Source organism: Actinacidiphila glaucinigra (assembly GCF_035918135.1).
Classification (GTDB): domain Bacteria; phylum Actinomycetota; class Actinomycetes; order Streptomycetales; family Streptomycetaceae; genus Actinacidiphila; species Actinacidiphila glaucinigra.
Map to the genome: position 1 here is coordinate 3,322,055 of NZ_CP109144.1, position 20,278 is coordinate 3,342,332.

General features: G+C 72.2%; 16 protein-coding genes. 7 read left to right on the forward strand and 9 right to left on the reverse strand.

Translation table 11 applies throughout. The features are described from left to right. Positions 1-50: 50 nt before the first annotated feature. The 4 genes from OIE69_RS14435 to OIE69_RS14450 form a co-directional block, all read right to left on the reverse strand. The gene (locus OIE69_RS14435) at positions 51-836 is read right to left on the reverse strand and encodes an aminoglycoside N(3)-acetyltransferase (protein ID WP_326572357.1); all 786 of its coding nucleotides are present in this window, start codon (positions 834-836) and stop codon (positions 51-53) included. A 1-nt stretch (position 837) separates the two neighbouring features. Continuing rightward, positions 838-3,195, reverse strand: coding sequence for an FxsB family cyclophane-forming radical SAM/SPASM peptide maturase (locus OIE69_RS14440; protein WP_326572358.1), 2,358 nt, complete (start codon positions 3,193-3,195; stop codon positions 838-840). A 32-nt stretch (positions 3,196-3,227) separates the two neighbouring features. Beyond that, positions 3,228-3,425 (reverse strand): hypothetical protein, encoded by a 198-nt coding sequence (locus tag OIE69_RS14445; protein ID WP_089225081.1) that lies wholly within the window; start codon positions 3,423-3,425, stop codon positions 3,228-3,230. A gap of 492 nt (positions 3,426-3,917) precedes the next feature. Next, entirely contained in the window at positions 3,918-5,291 is a 1,374-nt protein-coding gene (locus OIE69_RS14450) for a cation:dicarboxylate symporter family transporter (protein ID WP_326581155.1), read from the reverse strand. Between the two features lie 143 nt (positions 5,292-5,434). Between OIE69_RS14450 and OIE69_RS14455 the strand changes: the two genes are divergently transcribed. Further along, positions 5,435-7,069 (forward strand): sensor histidine kinase, encoded by a 1,635-nt coding sequence (locus OIE69_RS14455; RefSeq protein ID WP_326572359.1) that lies wholly within the window; start codon positions 5,435-5,437, stop codon positions 7,067-7,069. After that, positions 7,066-7,749 carry a response regulator gene (locus OIE69_RS14460; protein ID WP_326572360.1) on the forward strand — a complete coding sequence of 228 codons (684 nt, stop codon included), beginning with the start codon at positions 7,066-7,068 and terminating at the stop codon, positions 7,747-7,749. The genes OIE69_RS14455 and OIE69_RS14460 overlap by 4 nt, the downstream gene beginning before the upstream one ends. Before the next feature lie 30 nt (positions 7,750-7,779). Here the strand turns inward: OIE69_RS14460 and OIE69_RS14465 are convergent, their stop codons facing one another. Further along, the gene (locus OIE69_RS14465; protein WP_089225084.1) at positions 7,780-8,805 is read right to left on the reverse strand and encodes an ATP-dependent 6-phosphofructokinase; all 1,026 of its coding nucleotides are present in this window, start codon (positions 8,803-8,805) and stop codon (positions 7,780-7,782) included. A gap of 159 nt (positions 8,806-8,964) precedes the next feature. Between OIE69_RS14465 and pta the strand changes: the two genes are divergently transcribed. The 3 genes from pta to pyk all read left to right on the forward strand — a co-directional run bounded on the left by pta (position 8,965) and on the right by pyk (position 13,751). Further along, a complete protein-coding gene (gene pta, locus OIE69_RS14470) occupies positions 8,965-11,043 on the forward strand; it encodes a phosphate acetyltransferase (RefSeq protein ID WP_326572361.1) in 2,079 nt (692 codons plus the stop codon). Between the two features lie 23 nt (positions 11,044-11,066). After that, positions 11,067-12,218, forward strand: a complete 1,152-nt coding sequence (locus OIE69_RS14475; protein WP_326572362.1) for an acetate kinase — start codon at positions 11,067-11,069, stop codon at positions 12,216-12,218. A 108-nt stretch (positions 12,219-12,326) separates the two neighbouring features. Then, a complete protein-coding gene (gene pyk / locus OIE69_RS14480; protein ID WP_089225087.1) occupies positions 12,327-13,751 on the forward strand; it encodes a pyruvate kinase in 1,425 nt (474 codons plus the stop codon). 125 nt (positions 13,752-13,876) lie between these two features. On the opposite strand, the gene OIE69_RS14485 is transcribed toward pyk, so the two are convergent. The 4 genes from OIE69_RS14485 to OIE69_RS14500 form a co-directional block, all read right to left on the reverse strand. Continuing rightward, complete coding sequence (locus OIE69_RS14485) at positions 13,877-15,157, reverse strand: hydrogenase expression protein HypF (protein ID WP_326572363.1); 1,281 nt, start codon at positions 15,155-15,157, stop codon at positions 13,877-13,879. After that, positions 15,147-15,758, reverse strand: a complete 612-nt coding sequence (locus OIE69_RS14490) for a DUF6114 domain-containing protein (RefSeq protein ID WP_326572364.1) — start codon at positions 15,756-15,758, stop codon at positions 15,147-15,149. The genes OIE69_RS14485 and OIE69_RS14490 overlap by 11 nt, the downstream gene beginning before the upstream one ends. A 91-nt stretch (positions 15,759-15,849) precedes the next feature. After that, positions 15,850-16,473, reverse strand: coding sequence for a DUF6230 family protein (locus OIE69_RS14495; protein ID WP_326572365.1), 624 nt, complete (start codon positions 16,471-16,473; stop codon positions 15,850-15,852). A gap of 619 nt (positions 16,474-17,092) precedes the next feature. Beyond that, on the reverse strand, positions 17,093-18,052 hold the full coding sequence (locus tag OIE69_RS14500; protein ID WP_326572366.1) for a tetratricopeptide repeat protein: 960 nt from the start codon (positions 18,050-18,052) through the stop codon (positions 17,093-17,095). 192 nt (positions 18,053-18,244) lie between these two features. Between OIE69_RS14500 and OIE69_RS14505 the strand changes: the two genes are divergently transcribed. Together OIE69_RS14505 and OIE69_RS14510 are read left to right on the forward strand one after the other, a co-directional pair. Further along, positions 18,245-18,862, forward strand: coding sequence for a TetR/AcrR family transcriptional regulator (locus tag OIE69_RS14505; RefSeq protein ID WP_326572367.1), 618 nt, complete (start codon positions 18,245-18,247; stop codon positions 18,860-18,862). A gap of 202 nt (positions 18,863-19,064) precedes the next feature. Then, positions 19,065-20,210, forward strand: a complete 1,146-nt coding sequence (locus OIE69_RS14510; protein ID WP_326572368.1) for a DUF3103 family protein — start codon at positions 19,065-19,067, stop codon at positions 20,208-20,210. The last annotated feature ends 68 nt before the right edge of the window (positions 20,211-20,278 follow it).

The following is a 20,278-nucleotide window of genomic DNA, read 5'->3' on the forward strand; positions in this document are numbered from 1 at the left end:
CCGATTCTCCGGCGGAATAGCGCATGACCATCATTTTTGCGCGGATCGGGTCAACGGCCGTTGTTCACCAGCCACTTGGCGATGACATCCACGGCGTCGGCGATCGGCACCAGATGGCAGGACGCGTCGCCGACCGGGCCGTCCAGCACCGCGCACTCGTTCGCCACCACCGGGACCAGCCCCGGGAAGTGAAGGTCGTCGATGTCCGGCGCCTCGAAGTGCACCCACTCCCTGCCGCCGTCCTCCGTGCGCACCACGGCCTGGTACGGGCGGTCCGGCGGCGGGACGGCCCGGTAGTCGGCCAGGTGGTAGGCGGTGCAGACCCACAGGTCCACGCCGATCAGCAGGGCGCGGGCCCGCAGGTCGTAGAGCCGGGCGGTGGGCGAGTCCTCGCCCAGGTGGCTCTCCAGCGCGTGGGCCTCGGTGACGAAGCTCGCGGCCGGGCCGAAGGCGGTGAAGGAGGTGTGCGGGTGCGCACTGCGCAGGGCGCCCGGGAGCAGCCGTACCTCCTCGGCGAGCCGCCCCACGCTGGGCGAGACGGGGGTGGTCAGCGGGTCGAAGCCGGGCATCGCCGCGCGGTACGCGGCCAGTTCCGCCTCGTCCATGCCCTCCGTGCGCTGCCGGTCCGCGCGGGAGGTGACCGAGTTCTCCGGGGTCGCCGCGTACGCGACCAGGGTGCCGTGGTCGCCCAGCGCCGCCCGCAGGGCCGCGACCACTGTGCGCCCGCCGCCCTCGACCGGGCCGAGCGCCTTCAGTGAGCCCTGGACGAGCAGCACCTCCCCCGGCTCGACGCCCAGCGCGCGCAGGTCCCGGGTCAGGCTTTCCAGCGTGTGCACCTCAGACCCCGTTCAGTTCGGAGAGCCAGGGGGCGACCGTGCGGGCCATCCCGTCCGCGAACCGCTTGCCGAGCGGGGTGAGCGATCCGCTGCCGGCCAGCCGGTCTACCGCCTCCGCCGTCTCACGGGTCCAGCGGGCGAACGGCGCCGCCGCCCCCGGGACGTCCCGGCGGGCCAGCGCGCGCCAGTACTCGGCGACGGCGACATGGGCGTACGTCCCCTGCAGCAGCCCTTCCAGCGGACGCGGATCGGGGCGCCACGGGGCGTGGAAGAGGCGGGTGTCCTCCGGGTCGTACAGGTCCATCAAATCCAGTACGGCACCGAGCTTCACGTGCTGGAACTCGTGGGCGACCAGCAGGGCCAGGGTCTCCGGCGAGGCGGGCCGCGCGATGCCGACGGCGCCGAACGCCTGCCGGGCGGCCCCGCTGACGTCGCTGCCGTCGCCCGGCGGGACCAGCGGGGTGACGGTACCGAGCCCGGCTGCCAGGCCCGGTGCGTAGCGGGGCAGTTCACGGCCGAGGAAGTCCCAGGCGGCGACCAGGTCCTCGTGCCAGGCCTTCACCTCGGACTCGTCCTGCCGGGGCACCGGGGGCCACTGGTGGGCGTCGCGGTAGCGGTCGGTGTCCTCCAGCGCCACGCTCCAGCCGGCCGGGCCGACCCGCCGTACGGGGTGCCACCGCGCGTCCCCCGGGTCGTGCACGTCGATCCGCACGGTGCCGCCCGCGGCGCTCACCGAGAAACCGCCGGCGGCGGCGGTGACGTCGGCGTCCTCGCCGTCGGGGGCGCCGACCAGGACGCGGCCGAGCCCCGGCAGCCGGACCGCGCCGTCGTGCACGGGCACCCTTACGGTCGCCCCGTACCGGCCCTCGGCCCGCACCACGGCGGCGGCCGCGAACTCGGCGAGCCCCGCCACGTCCGCCCCGCCGTCGCCGCCGGTCTCCAGGCAGTGCCGGGCCCACGTCCGTACGTAGGGGTGGGCGAGCACCTCGTCCAGGGCTTCCGGCGCGGCCTCGTCGACCTCGGCGAGCACCCGCCAGACCGCGGCGGTCCTGCCGTCGCGGGGAGCGCGCTCCCAGACGGCCGTGAGCAGGCCGCGGGTGATCTCCAACTGCTCGGCGGCGAGCGCGGCGACGGTCGCGGCGCCGCCGTAGCCGGCGGCCAGCTGGTCGATCTGGTCCTCCGTCAGGGGGGACTGGGGCTGCTGCCCCGACGCGGTGCTCACCGGGTTCTCCCGTTCCGTCTCCTCGGCCTCGCGGATGCCGAGGATCAACTCCATCAGGTCACCGCAGTACGCGGACGGATTCGCGAATCCGGTCCCGGTGCGGAAGCGGTGCGCGTACAGTCCCCCGCCGCAGACGTCGACGACCGGGCAGCGGCGGCACTCGTCGCACAGCCCCGCCTTGCCCTGCCGCCGTGCCGCGATGCCGGGGTGGGCGGCGACCTCGTCCAGGGAGTGGGCGAACACGTCCATCCCGGTGGCCGGCGCGCCGTCGTAGGCGGTCTTGAGCGAGTCGGCCTGCTCGAAACTGCCGTCGGTCTCGATGACGACGAGGTCGACCGGATCGGTGCCGATCGACTCGACGAGGCTGCTACCGCCGCGCAGCATCCGGCGCACGGAGTCGAAGACCCGCACGGGCACCGGGCGTCCTTCGGCCGTCCACCGGCCGTGGATTGCCAGCAGCCACTGCGCGTAGGGCGCCCGGGCGCCGCCGGGACGCGCGGGCGGGACGTCGTGGGTGGCGTGGGGCAGCAGGAAGTCGATGCGGGGCGGTTCGAGCGCCGTCAGGGCCTCGTACACCGCCAGCGGGTCGTTCTGGACGTCGATCGTGCAGAGCAGCCCGCCGAAGAGATGGCGGTAGCGCGGCTCGCGGAGCAGCCCGATCGACGCCACCACGCGGTCGTGGCTGCCGCGCCCGTCGGCGAACCGCCGGTGGCGGTCGTTCTCGGCCCGGCCGCCGTCGAGAGAGACGCCGACCGAGATGCCGAACTCGTCGAAGACGTCGCAGAACCGCTCGTCCAGGAGCACGGCGTTGGTCTGGATGCCGAGCTCGAGGGCGCACACGCCGTCGAGCGCCCCGCGTAACGCGGCGGCGGCCCGGCGCATGCGCGCCGGGCCCGCCAGCAGGGGTTCTCCCCCGTGGAACACCACCTGGACGGCCGGGAGCCGGTGCGCCGCGGCGTGCTCGGCGATCCGTGCCGCCACCCGTTCGACCACCTCGTCCGGCGTGGCGCGGACCCGCGCCCTCCAGCTGGTGTCGGCGTGCTCGTACACGTAGCAGTGATCGCACGCCAGATCGCACCGGCTGTGCAACTTCAGTACGAACTGCGACAGCGCCCTGTTCGGCGCCGGTGTCTCCATGGCTGCGGCCCGGACCCCCGAGTCGGTCGGGCCTACTTGCTGCTGAACGACTGGAAGGCCGCGACCGGGACGTTCCCGGCGGAGGCTGCGGCGGGCATCACGCGGCTGAGGGTCGGCGAGGCGAGTGAGCTGCCGCGGGAGGCGAGCTCCGCCAGCGGGATCCTCCGCCGCGTCTGCGAGCGCCCGGCCAGGACGTCGTTTTCGGCCATCACGGTGGGGGTGGCAGTCATAGCGGGGACCTCGTTCACTCAGGGTGCGTTGGCGCGCGCACACCAGCTGTCCGGAATGCGGCAAATATCTCATCCCGGACACAGAAAGGCGACGCACACGCATAACGAGCGAGCCGTGACAAGTGCACGTTTTCGTCAAGTCCAGCAGGCACGCGTACTCCCCACCCCCCATGGCCGGGCCGTGTGATTATCTCCCTTATGCAGGACGGGAGTTGAGAACTTTCCCGATTCGAGACCAAGTTTCTGGAGCGGAACGAGCGCCCCGAGGTACCGACCCCCTCGTCACGCCGTCCGGCGTGTCGTGGAGCCGGCCGCACGCCCAGCGCACGAGCCCTACGCGCCCGCTCATTGCCGGGCTCCCACGCGCCGGGCCCGCCCTGGCGGAAATTCGCGCCGCACCATGGGCCGACCGGGTGAACGCCGCACAAAGACGGGTCCCGCCGGGCGGAGGGGGGATCCGCCCGGCGGGACCGCTCTGGGGGTGGCGGCCGCTCAGGCCGTCTTCACCGGCTCCTTGCCGGTGCCCGCCTCGGCAGCCGGCTCGGGGGCCGTGCCGTGGCCGTCGTCGACGAGCGTGGTCTCGTCGAAGGGCAGCTCGCCGGCGAACACCCGCCGGGCCTGCTCACGGTCGAACTCCTTGGTCCACGTGCCGATCAACACCGTGGCGACCGCGTTGCCCGCGAAGTTGGTGACGGCGCGCGCCTCGCTCATGAAGCGGTCGATGCCGACGATCAGGCCGACGCCGTCGACCAGGGCCGGCTTGTGCGACTGGAGCGCTCCGGCGAGGGTCGCCAGACCCGCGCCGGTGACGCCGGCGGCGCCCTTGGAGGCGACCATCATGAACAGCAGCAGGGTGATCTGCTGGCCGAGGGAGAGCGGCTGGCCCATCGAGTCGGCGATGAACAGCGAGGCCATGGTCAGGTAGATCATGGTGCCGTCGAGGTTGAAGGAGTAGCCGGTCGGCACGGTGATGCCGACGACCGGACGGCTGACGCCCAGGTGCTCCATCTTGGCGATGAGGCGGGGCAGCGCCGACTCCGAGGAGGAGGTGGAGACGATCAGCAGGAACTCCCGGCCCAGGTACTTCAGCAGCTGGAAGAGGTTGACCCCGGCGAAGAAGCGGAGCATCAGGCCGAGCACGACCACGACGAAGATCAGGCACGTGACGTAGAAGCCGAACATGATCGTGGCGAGCGCCTTGAGGGCGTCCACGCCCGCCGAGCCGACGACCGCCGCGATCGCGCCGAAGGCACCGATCGGGGCCGCCCACATGATCATCGACAGCACGCGGAAGACCAGCTTCTGGATGTGGCCGACACCGCGCAGGATCGGCTCGCCCGCCGACCCCATGGCCTGCAGGCCGAAACCGACCAGCAGCGCGACCAGGAGGGTCTGCAGCACCTGGCCCTCGGTGAAGGCGGAGACCAGAGTGACCGGGATGATGCCCAGCAGGAAGTCCGGCAGGGTCTCGGCCGGTGCGTCCTTGGCCTGCGCCTGGCCCACGTCCTTGAGCGCGTCGGTCAGCTGCAGCCCCTCGCCGGGCTGGAGGATGTTGCCGACCACCAGGCCGATGGCGAGGGCGACGAACGACATCACCACGAAGTAGCCGAGGGCGAGGCCGCCGACCCGGCCGACCTTGGCGGCCTGGCGGACCGAGCCCACGCCGAGCACGATCGTGCAGAAGATGATCGGCGAGATCATCATCTTGATCAGGTTCACGAACCCGGTGCCTATGGGTTTCAGCTCGACGGCCGCGTCGGGCGCGACCATGCCGAGCACGGCGCCGGCGACCGCGGCGACGAGCACCGCGATGTACAGGAAATGGGTGCGGTCCCTGCGACCTTGGGTACGGCTCTGTACCGGCACTGACACCTTCGTCTCCTCGGTCCACCCGGACGCCGTCCCGGGACGCCCGCGATTGGATAGGTCCCGGTGACTATGCGCCCGTGCAGTGAGCCAGGTCACGTTTGCGTTCATTGTGTTCGCGGGACCTGTGCACACTGGTGGGCATGCCGCTCCCGACCCGCTCCCGCCGCCCCCGGCCGCGCCGCCGTGCGCGCAGCCTGGCGGGCCAGTTGTTCGCGATGCAGGTGGTCATCGTGGCCATGGTGGTCGCGGGCATCGCGGTGCTCGTCTACGTCAACGCCGCCGAGCGCGCGGAGGACGCCGCGGAGGACCGGGTCACGGCCGCCGCGCGGGCGGTGGCCGACGCCCCCTCGGTCGCGGCGGCGATCCGCGGCGAGGACCCCACCGCCGCGCTCCAGCCGTACGCGGAGCAGGTCCGGCGGGACACCGGCGTCTCCTTCATAACGATCATGAGCCCGGACGGCATCCGCTGGACGCACCCCGACACCCGGCAGATAGGCCTCCCCTTCCTCGGGCACATAGAGGGCGCCCAGCGCGGCGGCACCTTCACTGAGACGTACACCGGCACGCTGGGCGCGTCCGTGCGCGTGGTCACCCCCGTCCGCGACGACGGCCGGATCGTCGGCCTGGTCAGCGTCGGCATCACGCTCGAGGCCATCACCGACCAGGTGCGGGACCAACTGGCGGCGCTCATCGGCATCGCCGCGGCGGCCCTGGCGGTCGGGGGCCTGGGCACCTACCTCGCCAACGCCCGGCTGCGCCGCCACACACACGGCATGGCCGCGGACGAGCTGAGCCGCATGTACGACTACCACCAGGCGACCCTGCACGCGGTGCGCGAGGGCCTGATCCTGCTGGACGCCGACCGCAGGGTCGCGCTGTGCAACGACGCCGCCCGCGAACTGCTGGGCCTGCCCGGGGACGTGGTGGGCTCGTACGTCGCCGACCTCGGGCTGCCCGCCTCGCTGACCGGCGCGCTGCTGGCGGCCGAGCCGCGGGTGGACGAGGTGCACCTGACCGCGGAGCGGGTGGTGGTGGTCAACACCTCGCCGGTGCGCGGCGGGGAGCGCCGCGGCACGGTGGTGACCCTGCGCGACCACACCGACCTGCAGTCCCTCACCGGCGAACTGGACTCCGTGCGCGGGTTCGCCGAGGCGCTGCGTTCGCAGGCGCACGAGGCCTCCAACCGGCTGCACGCGGTCGTCTCGCTCGTCGAACTGGGCCGTACCCAGGAAGCGGTGGAGTTCGCCACCGCCGAACTGCAGCTGGCCCAGGCGCTGACCGACCGCGTGGTGGCGGCGGTGGCGGAGCCGGTACTGGCCGCGCTGCTGCTGGGCAAGGCGGCCGAGGCGAACGAGCGCGGCGTGGAGCTGACGGTCACCGAGGACAGCCGCATCGACGACGGGGTGCTGCCCGCCTCGCTCACCTCCCGGGACCTCGTCACCCTCCTGGGCAACCTGGTCGACAACGCCCTGGACGCCGCCATCGAGGGCGCCGCGCAGACGACGGCGCGCCCGCACGTCGAGGTCACCGCCCGCACCGACGACGGCGAGTTGCTGCTGCGGGTCACCGACAGCGGGCGCGGGGTGGACCCGGCGGTGGTGCGCGAGGTCTTCCTGCGCGGCTGGACGACCAAGAGCCACGGGCACGGCCTCGGGCTCGCGCTCGTCGAGCAGACCGCCCGTCGCGCGGGCGGCACCGTGGACCTGGACCGGGCGGTGGGCGGCGGCGCATCCTTCACCGTACGGTTGCCGCTGCGCGGGGAGGTGCGGACATGATCAAGGTGCTGGTCGTCGAGGACGACCCGGTGGCGGCGGACGCCCACCGGCTGTACGTGGACCGGCTGCCGGGGTTCACGGTGGCCGCGGTGGCCCACTCCGGTGGCGCGGCGCTGCGCGCCCTCGAACGCCACCAGGTGGACCTGATCCTGCTCGACCTCAACCTGCCCGACGGTCACGGGCTGCAGGTGGTGCGCACACTGCGGGCGGCCGGGCACACCGCCGACGTGGTGGCGGTGACCTCGGCCCGCGATCTCGGCGTGGTGCGGCAGGCCGTCTCGGTCGGGGTGGTGCAGTACCTGCTGAAGCCCTTCACCTTCCCCACCCTGCGCGACCGGCTGGAGCGCTGGGCGCGCTACCGCGACGAGCTCGCCGGCGGCGAGGCCTCGGGGCAGGACGAGGTGGACCGCGCGCTGGCGGCGCTGCGCAGCCCGGAGGGCTCCGTACTCCCCAAGGGCCTCAGCGGCCCCACCCTGGAGGCGGTGACCACGGCGCTGCGGGAGGCGGCGGAGGGCCTGTCGGCGAACGCGGCGGCCCAGGCCGTCGGCGTCTCCCGGATCACCGCCCGCCGCTACCTGGAGCACCTGGTGGAGACCGGCCGCGCGGCCCGCGCCCCGCAGTACGGCCAGGTCGGCAGGCCCGAACTCACCTACCGCTGGGCCCCGCAGCGCCGTCCGTGAGCCGCCGCGCCGGACACGGATGACCAGCCGTCAGAAGACCGACTCCGCCTCCTGCATGCGGTCCTCGGGCACCCGCTTGAGCACCATCACCGCGTCGGCGAGCGGCACCAGGTCCACCGCGGTGCCGCGCAGCGCCGTCATGCAGCCGAAGGCTCCCTTGTGCGCGGCCTCCACGGCGTGCCAGCCGAAGCGGGTGGCCAGCACCCGGTCGTACGCGGTGGGGACGCCGCCGCGCTGGACGTGGCCGAGGATGACGGGGCGCGCCTCCTTGCCCATGCGCTGCTCGAGTTCCGCGGCGAGCCGGGCGCCGATGCCGGCGAAGCGCTCGTGGCCGTAGGCGTCGATCTCGCCGTGGGCGTACGGCATGGTGCCCTCGGCGGGGTGGGCGCCCTCGGCGACGCAGATGACGGCGAACTTCTTGCCGCGGGCGAAGCGCTCCTCGACCATCGCGACGAGGTCGGCGGGGTCGAAGGGCCGTTCCGGCAGGCAGATGCCGTGGGCGCCGCCGGCCATGCCGGACTCCAGGGCGATCCATCCGGCGTGCCGGCCCATGACCTCGACGACCATGACGCGCTGGTGGGACTCGGCGGTGGTCTTGAGGCGGTCGATGGCCTCGGTGGCGACGGTGACGGCGGTGTCGAAGCCGAAGGTGCGGTCGGTGGCGGAGATGTCGTTGTCGATGGTCTTGGGGACGCCGACCACCGGCATGCCGGCCTCGGCGAGCAGCCGGGCCGCGGTGAGCGTACCCTCGCCGCCGATGGGGATGAGGACGTCCAGGCCGTAGCCGGAGCAGATGGTGCGCCAGTTGTCGGCGGCTTCGTGGAGGCGCGCGCGTTCCAGCCGGGAGGAGCCCAGGATGGTGCCGCCCCGGGCGAGGATGCCGCTGACGGAATTGAGGTCGAGCGGACGGTAGCGGCCCTCCAGCAGGCCCTTGAAGCCGTCCTCGAAGCCGATGACCTCGTCGCCGTGGTAGGTCAGCGCGCGGTGGGTCACCGAGCGGATGACGGCGTTGAGCCCGGGGCAGTCGCCGCCGGCGGTGAGGACTCCGATGCGCATGGCGCTCCACGCTCCCTCCGGTCGCGTGTACGGTCGCCTTTTCGCATCGTAGGTCCGCACCGCACCCGCCGCGCGTCATACGCACACCGAACGGTAATGTCAACAGATATCCGCCACCCGACTGGGTGGATCACGCCCGGGCAGGAACGGAGAGAGCGCGTGACGCGCAGCGTGTACGTAACCGGTATCGGCAGGGGGGACGGCCGCCAGGTCGTCGAGCTGGGCGTGATGGAGCTGCTGACCCGGCAGGTAGACCGCGTCGGGGTGTTCCGGCCGCTCGTCCACGACACGCCCGACCGGATGTTCGAGCTGCTGCGCAGCCGCTACCGGCTCACCCAGGACCCGGCGACCGCCTACGGCCTGAGCTACGAGGAGGCCGCCGCGCTCCAGGCCGAGCAGGGCCGGGACGCGCTCATCGCCCGCCTCGTGGACCGCTACCACCTGGTGGCCGCGGAGTTCCCCACCGTGCTCGTCCTCGGCTCGGACTTCCACGAGACCAACCTCCCCGGCGAGCTGGGCGTCAACGCACGGCTGGCGAACGAGTTCGGCGCCTCGGTGATCCCGGTGGTCGGCGGCCGCGACCAGACCGCCGACTCGGTGGTCGACGAGGTCCGCAATGCGCACCAGGCGTACAGCGGGCTGGGCTGCGACATCATCGCCATGATCGCCAACCGGGTGCCCCCGCAGGTGCTGGAGGAGACCGCGACGCGGCTGCGCCGCCGGCTCCCGGTGCCCTCGTACGTGCTGCCCGACGAGCCCGCACTGTCGGCCCCCACGGTCGCCCAGGTCGTCGAGACGCTCCACGCCGAGGTGCTCCTCGGGGACCACGGCGGACTGTCCCGGGACGTGATGGGCTTCGTCTTCGGCGGCGCGATGCTGCCGAGGTTCATCCGCGCGCTGACCCCCGGCTGCATGGTGATCACCCCGGGCGACCGGGCGGACCTGATCATCGGCTCGCTGGCCGCGCACTCCGCCGGCTCCCCGCCCATCGCCGGCATCCTGCTCACCCTGGACGAGGTGCCCGGCCCGGAGATCATGGCCCTGGCGGCCCGGCTGGCCCCCGGCACCCCGGTGATGTCGGTGCCCTCCGGCAGCTTCCCGACCGCCGCCGAGCTCTTCGCCCTGGAGGCGCGCCTGGGCGCGGCCACCCCGCGCAAGGCGGAGACGGCGCTGGGGCTCTTCGAGAAGCACGTGGACGGTCCCGAGCTGACCGAGCGGCTGTCGGTGGTCCGCGGCGAGCGCGTCACCCCGATGATGTTCGAGCACGAGCTGATCGAGCGGGCCCGTTCCGGCCGCCGCCGGGTGGTCCTCCCCGAGGGGACCGAGGAGCGCATCCTGCACGCGGCCGAGGTCCTGCTGCGCCGGGACGTGTGCGACATCGTCCTGCTCGGCGACGAGGACGCGATCCGCAAGCGGGCCGGCGAGCTCGGCGTCAACGTCGACGTGCCCGGCTGCACCTTGACCGACCCCCAGACCTCGCCGCTGCGCGAGAACTTCGCCGAGCTCTACGCCAGGCTCCGCGCCCACCGGGGCGTCAGCTACGAGCTGGCGTACGACGTCGTCGCCGATGTCTCCTACTTCGGGACGCTCATGGTGGAGCAGGGCCTCGCCGACGGCATGGTCTCCGGCGCCGTCCACTCCACGGCGGCGACGATCCGCCCGGCCTTCGAGATCATCAAGACCGCCCCGGGCGCGTCCATCGTCAGCTCCGTCTTCTTCATGTGCCTGGCCGACCGGGTGCTGGTGTACGGCGACTGCGCCGTCAATCCGGACCCGGACGCCGAGCAGCTGGCCGACATCGCGATCCAGTCCGCCGAGACCGCCGCCCAGTTCGGGGTCGAGCCGCGGGTGGCGATGCTGTCGTACTCCACCGGCACCTCCGGCTCGGGCGCCGACGTGGACAAGGTGCGCCGGGCCACCGAACTGGTCCGGCAGCGGCGCCCGGAGCTGCTGGTGGAGGGCCCGATCCAGTACGACGCGGCGGTCGACGCGAAGGTCGCGGCCACCAAGCTGCCGGACTCGAAGGTGGCCGGGAACGCCACCGTGCTGATCTTCCCGGACCTCAACACGGGCAACAACACCTACAAGGCGGTGCAGCGTTCGGCGGGCGCGGTGGCGGTCGGCCCGGTGCTGCAGGGCCTGCGCAAGCCCGTCAACGACCTGTCGCGCGGCGCGCTCGTCCAGGACATCGTCAACACCGTCGCCATCACGGCCATCCAGGCCCAGGGCGACCGGTGACCGGCCACAACAGGGAAGGCACCGTGACCGCCACCCGCGTACTCGTGCTCAACTCCGGCTCCTCGTCGGTGAAGTACCAGCTGCTGGACATGGCCGACGGCAGCCGGCCGGCGGCCGGGATCGTCGAGCGGATCGGCGAACCGGGCGGGGCCGCGGACCACGCCGAGGCGCTGAAGACCGTCGCGGACGAGCTCGCCGCCCGCGGCCTCGGCCTGGACTCCCCCGAACTGGCCGCGGTGGGCCACCGGGTCGTGCACGGCGGCACGCGCTTCACCGCGCCGACGCTGATCGACGACGACGTGCTCGCCGCCGTCGAGGAACTCGCGCCGCTGGCGCCGCTCCACAACCCGGCGAACGTCACCGGCATCCGGGTCGCCCGCGACCTGCGCCCGGACCTGCCGCAGGTCGCCGTCTTCGACACCGCCTTCCACTCCACCGTCCCCGAGCACGCCTACCGCTACGCGATCGACCGGGAGACCGCCGACGCCCACCAGGTGCGCCGCTACGGCTTCCACGGGACCTCGCACGCGTACGTCTCCCGCGCCACCGCGCGGCTGCTCGGCAGGGACCCGGCCGAGGTCAACGTCATCGTCCTGCACCTGGGCAACGGCGCCTCCGCCTCCGCCGTGCGCGGTGGGGAGTGCGTGGAGACCTCGATGGGGCTCACCCCCCTGGAGGGCCTGGTGATGGGCACCCGTTCGGGGGACCTGGACCCGGCCGTGGTCTTCCACCTGGCCCGCGTCGGCGGAATGCAGGTGTCGGAGATCGACACCCTGCTCAACAAGCGCTCCGGCCTGCTCGGCCTGTGCGGCGACAACGACATGCGGGAGATCGCCCGCCGGATGGCCGAGGGCGACGCGGCCGCGCAGCTCGCCTTCGACGTCTACGTCCACCGGCTGCGCAAGTACGTCGGCGCCTACACCGCCGTGCTGGGACGGGTCGACGCGATCGCCTTCACGGCGGGCGTCGGCGAGAACTCCGCGGCGGTCCGGGCCGCGGCCATGGGCGGCCTGGAGGCTCTGGGCGTCGAACTGGACCCGGTGCGCAACGCGGTGCGCGGCAGCGCCGCCCGTGTGGTGTCGGCCGGGAGCAGCCGGGTGGTGGTCGCGGTCGTCCCCACCGACGAGGAGCTGGAGATCGCACAGCAGACGTACTCGCTGGTGACCGGCCGGTGACTCGTCGAGGCCACCGCAGGCTCTACTCTATGGCCGCCGTCCGCACCGTCCATGCCTCCCCCGCACGGGAAAATTCCGGAGCGGAACAAACCCGATAGGATCGTCGTCATGCGCCGAGCGAAAATCGTCTGCACCCTGGGTCCCGCCGTCGACTCCTACGACCAGCTGAAGACGCTGGCCGAGGCCGGAATGAACGTGGCCCGCTTCAACTTCAGCCACGGCAGCCACGCCGAGCACGAGGAGCGCTACCAGCGGGTGCGCAAGGTCTCCGTCGAGACCGGACGTGCCATCGGCGTGCTGGCCGACCTCCAGGGGCCCAAGATCCGCCTGGAGACCTTCGCGGACGGTCCCGTGGAGCTGGTCGCCGGTGACGAGTTCGTCATCACCACCGAGGACGTCCCCGGTGACAAGACCATCTGCGGCACCACCTACAAGGGCCTGCCCGCCGACGTCCGCGCCGGCGACCCCGTCCTGATCAACGACGGCAACGTCGCGCTGCGCGTGATCGAGGTCGAGGGCCAGCGGGTCCGCTGCCTGGTCGTCGAGGGCGGTGTCATCTCCGACCACAAGGGCATCAACCTGCCCGGCGCCGCGGTCAACGTCCCCGCCCTGTCCGAGAAGGACATCGAGGACCTGCGCTTCGCGCTGCGCATGGGCGTCGACATGGTGGCGCTGTCCTTCGTGCGCGACGCGAAGGACGTCCGTGACGTCCACCGCGTCATGGACGAGGTCGGCCGCCGCGTGCCGGTCATCGCCAAGGTCGAGAAGCCGCAGGCGGTCGACAACATGGAGGACGTCGTCGCGGCCTTCGACGGCGTCATGGTGGCCCGCGGCGACCTGGCGGTGGAGTACCCGCTGGAGAAGGTCCCGATGGTGCAGAAGCGGCTGATCGAGCTCTGCCGCCGCAACGCCAAGCCGGTGATCGTCGCGACCCAGATGATGGAGTCGATGATCACCAACTCCCGTCCGACCCGCGCCGAGGCCTCCGACGTCGCCAACGCGATCCTGGACGGCACGGACGCGGTCATGCTGTCCGCCGAGTCCAGCGTCGGCAAGTACCCGATCGAGACCGTGAAGACGATGTCGCGGATCATCGAGGCGGCCGAGGTCGAACTGCTCAAGCAGGGCCTGTGGCCGCTCAAGGGCCGCAAGCCGCGCACCCAGGGCGGCGCCGTCGCCCGCGCCGCCGCCGAACTCGCGGACTACCTGGACGCCAAGACCCTGGTCGCCTTCACCAAGTCCGGCGACACCGCCCGCCGGCTGGCCCGCTACCGCGTGCCGCAGTCCGTGGTGGCGTACACGACCGACGAGTCGACCCGCAACATGCTGGCACTCACCTGGGGCGTGCAGACCACCGTCGTCCCGCACGTGAACACCACCGACGAGATGGTGGAGATCGTCAACCAGGAGATGCTGAAGCTCAGCGACTACACCGAGGGCGACGCCGTGATCATCACGGCCGGTTCCCCGCCCGGTGTCCCCGGCACCACCAACCTGGTGCGGGTCCACCACCTCGGCCACCGCGCGGTCTGACCGGCCGCCGGGCCGCCCGGAACACGGGAACGGCGGAGGGCACCTCCCCTTGCGGGGACGGCGCCCTCCGCCGTTTCCTCGTGCGCGGCTCCCGGAGGGGTCCTGCGTGGGCGGGCCGGTTCCGCTCAGTCCGCGGTGTTGTACACGTGCATGCCGGGGACCTTCAGCGTGCCGCCGAACTGACCGGCCTGCTGGACCGTCACGTTGGTGAAGAAGGCGGCCGGCACGTTGATCGGAGGCGGGGTGTCCGGGGTGAACTCGATCGGGATGAGCCCGAAGAGGTTGCCCTTCAGCGACTCGGTGTACATCGTCACCGTGCCGTTGCGGATCGTCGACGTGCTGCCCTTGCGGGCGTCCACGTGCCCGACGGTGCCGTTCGGCCCCACGACCTCCTGCCGCAGGTCCTTGATGTCCACGCCGGTGGCGGTGAACTTCAGGACCTTCTTGACCTTTCCGCTCCAGGTCTTGACCTCGACGATGCCCTTGTAGTCGAGCCCGGTCAGGGTCAGCAGACTGCTGCGCAGGATCCACGGGTCGTCCGGCAGCAGCGACTGCGTCTCCTGGTAGGCGGCGTCCGCCAGGGCCTGCGCGTCATGGGTCGGGCACGGGAACGGGGTCTTGCCGTCCGCCGACACGGCCGGTGAGCTCTGCGAGGGGCTCGGGGTCTGCGTGGCCTTCCCCGTCGTCTCCGAGAGCTTCTCGACCGCCTCCGACACCGACTTCTTCAGCGCCGCGGTGGTGTCCTCGGTCTTCTTCTCCACCGTGCCCGTGGAGGCGCTCGGCCGGGGAGCGGCCGACGTCGCGCCCGGGGCGGGCGTCGTACTCGGCGAGGGGTTCGCCGTCGCGGACTCCTCGCTCTTCTTGTCGAGGCCCAGCAGGTCGCCCAGGGCGTCGCCGACGCCCAGCGGGTCCAGCGGGTCGCTCTGCCTGGTCGCCGACGGAGAGACGGACGGGTCGGGCGCCGTGGTCCCCGCGCCACCGGAGGAACCGGACGAACCGCCGCCGCTCTCGTCGTCCTTGCCGCCCCCGTCACCGGAGGAGGAGTCGTCCGACGAGGAGCTTCCGGACGGAGTCGGGGTCGGGGTCGCGGTCGGGGACGTGGTGGCCCCGCTCGAAGGGGTGACGCTCGGCGTCGCGGACTCCGACGGTTCGTCGGGCTGCTCGACGCACTTCGTGCCCGAGAACGGGTTCTTCGGCAGTTCGTCGGCGGAGGCCAGCCTCGGGGTCAGTCCCATGCCCATCAGGACCGCCGTCGGCATCGCGGCCAGGGCTATCGCCTTGCCCGCGGGCATCTGCAGCTTGGTCAGCAGCGACTTCCTCGGTGCCGCGTGCCGCGGCCCCGTTCTCTCACGGGTGCCGCTGCCGGCGGCGACCCCGGAAGCGGGCTGAACCTCATCACCCCGCACTGTGCCTCCCGTTCGCGTCTACGGTCTCGGCGCCGTCCACCGGGCGCTGCGGGGCGGTCGCCGCCTGGTCGGCGGCCGGGTCGGCGGGGTACTCGCCGTAGGCCGCCGCGTAGGGCGAACCGGGCGGCGGCACATAGCCGGCGTCACCGTCGTCACCCGTGCCGCTGCCGGGCAGTTCCGCCGGGTCCGCGCCGCCGTCGGCGGGCGGTGCGCCCGGGGCCCAGGAGACGGCGAGGGCGCCGCCGATCAGGCCCAGCAGGAAGCCCACCACGAAGCCGCCGAAGTTGGAGACCACCAGCGACACCAGCGCCAGCAGGATCGAGGCGACGCCCGAGAAGACCCGTACCGCTGACTGGAACCACATGGTGAGGCCGAGTACGACCAGCAGCACGCCGATGATCAGCGAACCGGACCCGGCCGTGGTGGCCATGGTCAGGCTCAGCGCGCCGAGTGAGAGATGGGCGTACGGGAAGTACGCGATGGGCAGACCGGCCAGCAGCGTCAGCAGGCCCGCCCAGAACGGCCGCTGCCCGCGCCATACGCGGAAGCGGAACCGCCAATAGCCGAACCGGCCCCTCAGTCCGTGTGTCTCGGCGCTCATGGAAAACAGCTCCCTGGGACTGGCTTTCTGGAAAGAGTCGGGGGTGAGGAAGGTGAGGGGCATCCCGTGCCCCCCACCCCCTCTGGTCAGGCTAGAAGCACTCGAGCTTCTGGCCGGAACCCATCTTCACCGACATGCTCAGCCCGCTGAGCTTGAAGGTGCCCGCGCTGGTCGCCCACGCGGTCTGCTGCACACCGGTGAGGTGGGCCTTCCGGGCCTCCTGGGCGAAGGAACCGGGGTCGGTCTTGTCACCGGCCTTGATGCCGGGGCCCTGCTGGGTGTCACCGGCGGCGACACCGATGTTGATGTCGGTGAACTCCGCATCGGCGTCGAGCTGGTCGAGGTCGATGTAGAGGTTCTTCGCCTCGACCTTCTTGCCGTTGTTGCCGGCACCGAGCTTCAGCGTGACGTCGCCGATCGGCGTCGGCACGACCACGGACTGGCACAGTCCGGTGATCGTGGCCGAGTCGAACGCGGACACCGCGACCGGGACCGGCTTGCCGCCGTGCTGGATGTCGAGGGCTCCGTACTGGACGAAGCCCTCACCCTGCAGGTCCTGGGCGGCGACCTTGAACTGCTGGCCCGACACGCTGAACGAAGCGGCGAGCGCGCCCTGCCCCAGGGCCACGCCTATCGCCGCGGTGGCGGCGACACTCGGGACCATGACAACGGCGAACCGCTTCCATCTGGTACCGCCGCGGATGAGCGACTCCATGACTTTCCTCCTTCTCGGACGTACATCTCCGGCCGGAATCGTGGGGATTGCGGCGGGATGGGAGAAGTGCTACGTCCTCGGGAAGGAGAGCGCCGTATCGACGGCCGTCACGCGGGTAAGAGCGGACGACACTGTCCGAAAATCGGCGATCACCCCCGAGCGACAACCACACGGCCACGCTCTCGCGCAACCTGCTGGACAGGCCCCGCCGGACGGCAGAGACCCCCCTGTCCGCGGTCCGCGTCCGCTGCTGGCACAGCTTCGGCGTCCCGGCCCGGTGGGGACCCGCGCGCGAATCGGACGGCTGGATGCCGACTTCTCGGCGACGGACCGGGCTTGGCCGATCGTGGTCCATTCGGCGCCGCTGCACAAGGGGCGTCGTTACTAGCGGGTAACGGTGCGATAACCCAGAAGATATGGTCTAGACCACAACCGTCACCCTGCGTAGTTGCGATGAGGGTGTGAAAATCGCCCATCGGGTGATGGATGCGGACAGAGTCCCGTCACTCTCTTACCGGAAGTAACAGCGGCCGCGCTTCATCAAGATTTGGTAAAGCGCGGCCGGTCCTGCGCCGGGCTCGAAATGGCTTTCGAGGCACGGCCACCTTACGTGATCAGGTCAGAACAGCACTCGTGCGAGGGCCGCGCGCGCGGCCGTCACCCGGGGATCGTCGGAACCGATCACCTCGAACAGCTCCAGCAGCCGCAGCCGCACGGTGTCGCGGTCCTCGCCCACGGTGCGCCGCACGGTGTCCACCAGCCGGCCGAAGGCGTCCTCGACATGGCCGCCGACCAGGTCCAGATCGGCCACGACGATCTGCGCCGCGACGTCCGCCGGCGCGTCGGCCGCGGCCTTGCGGGCGGCCTGCACGTCGGCGCCCTCCACCCGCTGCAGCAACTCGGCCTGCGCCAGCCCCAGCTTCGCCTCGGCGTTGGCCGGGTCGTCCGAGAGCACGTTGCGGTACGCCTGGATCGCGCCACCGAGGTCGCCCTGGTCCAGCGCGTCGTGCGCCGCCGACAGCGCGATCTCCTGCGCGGTAGGCGGCCGCTCCTCGGCGACCGGCACCTCGGCACCCTCCTCGGCCGGCACCCCCGTGATCCCGAACCGCTGCTCGGCCACGGCGACCAGCTGGTCCAGCACCTCGCGGATCTGGTCCTCGGGAGCGGCGCCCTGGAAGAGCGGCATGGCCTGGCCGGCCAGCACCGCGAACACCGCGGGAATGCCCTGCACGCCGAACTGCTGCACCAGCAGCTGGTTGGCGTAGACGTCGATCCTGGCGACGACGATCCGGCCCGCGTAGGTGGCGGCGAGCCGCTCCAGCGTCTCCTGCAACTGCACACTCGCGTCCGCGCGGTCGGTCCAGAAGTGGACGACGACCGGGACCTCGGTGGAGCGCTGCAGGACATCGCTCTCGAAGGTGGCCTCGGTGACCTCGGTCACCAGGGCGGGGGCGGCGGGCGCTCCCCCGTTGCGGGCGGCTTCCGCGCGGGCCTGTTCGGCCTTCGCCTTGGCCTCTCCGGCCGCCTTCACCGCGGCGAGGTCGACCACGCCGCTCATGGACATGTTCCGTGGCTGCATGAGACCAATCCTCCCCCCTCGTCGCGGTTACCGGGGAATCGCCCCCCGAAAGCGCCACCTGCGGCACGCGGCGATGACGCGCCGCCCGACGCGAAGTCCCCGACTCACGTGCGACGGCCACCACTCTTTCGATACGACCCGTAGCGTAACTGCAGGGTCGCGCGACGCGCAACGGGGATAGGGTTCCCAGCCATGTGCGCGCGTGAAACAGGCAGAAGGACCGGCCGTCCCCGCAGTGCGGAGGTCGACCGGGCGATTCTGGACGCCGCGCGGCAGGCCCTGGTCGAGCTCGGCTGGGGCAGGCTCACCATGGGCGACGTCGCGGCCCGCGCCGGGGTCGCCAAGACCACCCTCTACCGGCGCTGGGCGAACAAGAACGAACTCGTCGTCGACGCGGTCGCCGCGCTCTTCGACGAGCTCGAACTGCCCGACCGCGGCAGCCTGCGGGCCGACGTGGAGGGCGTGGTCCTGCAGTTCGCGGCCCTGCTGGAGCAGCCCGCCACCAGGACCGCGCTCATGGCGGTGGTCGCCGAGGCCACCCACGACGACGCGCTGCGGCGGCGGATCCGCGCGGCGATCGTCGACCGGCAGAAGCGCCTGGTCGTCGAGGGCCGCCGGCGGGCCCAGGAACGCGGGGAGATCCCGCCGGACGACGGCGACCCCACAGCGCAGGTCGACCTCATCTTCGACGTCATCGCGGGGGCCGTGGTGCACCGGGCGCTCGTCAGCTGCGAACCGGTGGACGCCGACTGGGCGGCCCGCTTCACCACCGTCCTGCTGGGCGGCCTCGCGGCGGCCTCGGCGATCTAGCCGTCGCCGGGAGTTCGGCCGGTCTTCCTTCGAGGAAACCTCAACACCCCTTGCCGGTATGGCATGTCATCGTCATGCTTACCGGCGGGTCATCTACTCGCATAGACAACCCGGCGGCCAGGCATGGCCGTTGCTCGGCGTTCCCTCGTTCCACCCTGTCAGCGCGCCCATTGATCGCTCGCCCCCAGGAGGATCGATCCACGTGAGACACCCTCACCCCGGTCGGCGCGGCGTCGTCGCCACCGTCGCCGCCTCGCTGATCGCCCTGACGGCCGCACAGAGCGCCACCGCGCTCCCCGCGACCGCCGCCCCGCGTGCCCACGCCCCGTCGTCCGCCGTCACCGTGGCGGAGGACCAGGCGGCGCGCGCCATCGCCGGTTCCCTCTCCGACGCCTCGTGGCGCGCCCGCGTCCGCCACGCGGCACTGTCCTCGGACGAGGTGGCCGTCACCGAACTCGCCGGCCCGCAGTTGCGGCCCGCGCTCGCCGACGCCGACCGGCGGATCGCCGCCGCCAAGGGCCTCGGCGCGGACGTCGGCTCCCTGCTGCGGCTGCGGCTCGGGGACGACTCGATGCGCGGGGCGCTGGCCTCCGGTGTCACCCCCTGGGTGGCCGCGGCCAGTTCCGACGAGGACGTCCGTACCGTCACCGCCTACGACAGCCGGGGCCGGGCCCACCGCCTCGACGCCCGTACCGCCCCCACCCACCCGGTGTACGTCGTCGACATCGACGGCTCCAAGGCGCTGGCCGCGGGCCTGGACGTCCTCCGGGGCGAGCTGGACCGCCAGGGCCTGACGTCCTCCGAGCGGCGCTCCGCGGCGCCGTCCTCGTCGGCCTCGTCGGCCTCGACGGCCGCGGCCGGCTTCTGGACCACGCGCATCACCCAGGTCCGGCTCTCCGACGACGAGGAGCCGTGGGTCAAGGGCGACGCCGAGATCTACACCCTCGTCACGGGCTTCGGCCAGGACGGAGTCGTGCGGGTCGACCCCGTCGACATGCCGTACCTGGACAACGACGGGACGACGTACAGCCCCAACCAGATCCTGGTCAACTGGTCGCTGTACAAGTACAACCTCGCCGACGCCGTGATGATGGAGGACGACGGCAGCACCAACTACCGCGACCTGGCCAAGGCCATCGCGGGCGTCCTGCTGACCATCGCCGACCAGGGCGCCTACATCCCGCTGGTGAACGCGGTCATGGACGCCATCCCGGACGACTGGTGGACCGACGACCCGGACTACGTCGACTCCTGGTACACGCTGGCCCGGAGCGACAACGGCACCCGCAACGGCGCCCGCGGCAACGGCTGGATGACCCTGCAGCCGTACTTCGTCGAGCAGTTCTGAGCCGTGTGCCCGCCGCCCTCGGACTACGGGGGCGGCGGGCACGACGGCGGGCGGGGCCCGTCGGGAAC

Coding starts and splice junctions, on each gene's coding strand:
- OIE69_RS14440 (WP_326572358.1), bottom strand. CDS start 3,195: ATGGAGACACCGGCGCCGAACAGGGCGCTGTCGCAGTTCGTACTGAAG.
- OIE69_RS14445 (WP_089225081.1), bottom strand. CDS start 3,425: ATGACTGCCACCCCCACCGTGATGGCCGAAAACGACGTCCTGGCCGGG.
- OIE69_RS14455 (WP_326572359.1), top strand. CDS start 5,435: ATGCCGCTCCCGACCCGCTCCCGCCGCCCCCGGCCGCGCCGCCGTGCG.
- OIE69_RS14460 (WP_326572360.1), top strand. CDS start 7,066: ATGATCAAGGTGCTGGTCGTCGAGGACGACCCGGTGGCGGCGGACGCC.
- OIE69_RS14465 (WP_089225084.1), bottom strand. CDS start 8,805: ATGCGCATCGGAGTCCTCACCGCCGGCGGCGACTGCCCCGGGCTCAAC.
- pyk (WP_089225087.1), top strand. CDS start 12,327: ATGCGCCGAGCGAAAATCGTCTGCACCCTGGGTCCCGCCGTCGACTCC.
- OIE69_RS14490 (WP_326572364.1), bottom strand. CDS start 15,758: ATGAGCGCCGAGACACACGGACTGAGGGGCCGGTTCGGCTATTGGCGG.
- OIE69_RS14495 (WP_326572365.1), bottom strand. CDS start 16,473: ATGGAGTCGCTCATCCGCGGCGGTACCAGATGGAAGCGGTTCGCCGTT.
- OIE69_RS14500 (WP_326572366.1), bottom strand. CDS start 18,052: ATGCAGCCACGGAACATGTCCATGAGCGGCGTGGTCGACCTCGCCGCG.
- OIE69_RS14505 (WP_326572367.1), top strand. CDS start 18,245: ATGTGCGCGCGTGAAACAGGCAGAAGGACCGGCCGTCCCCGCAGTGCG.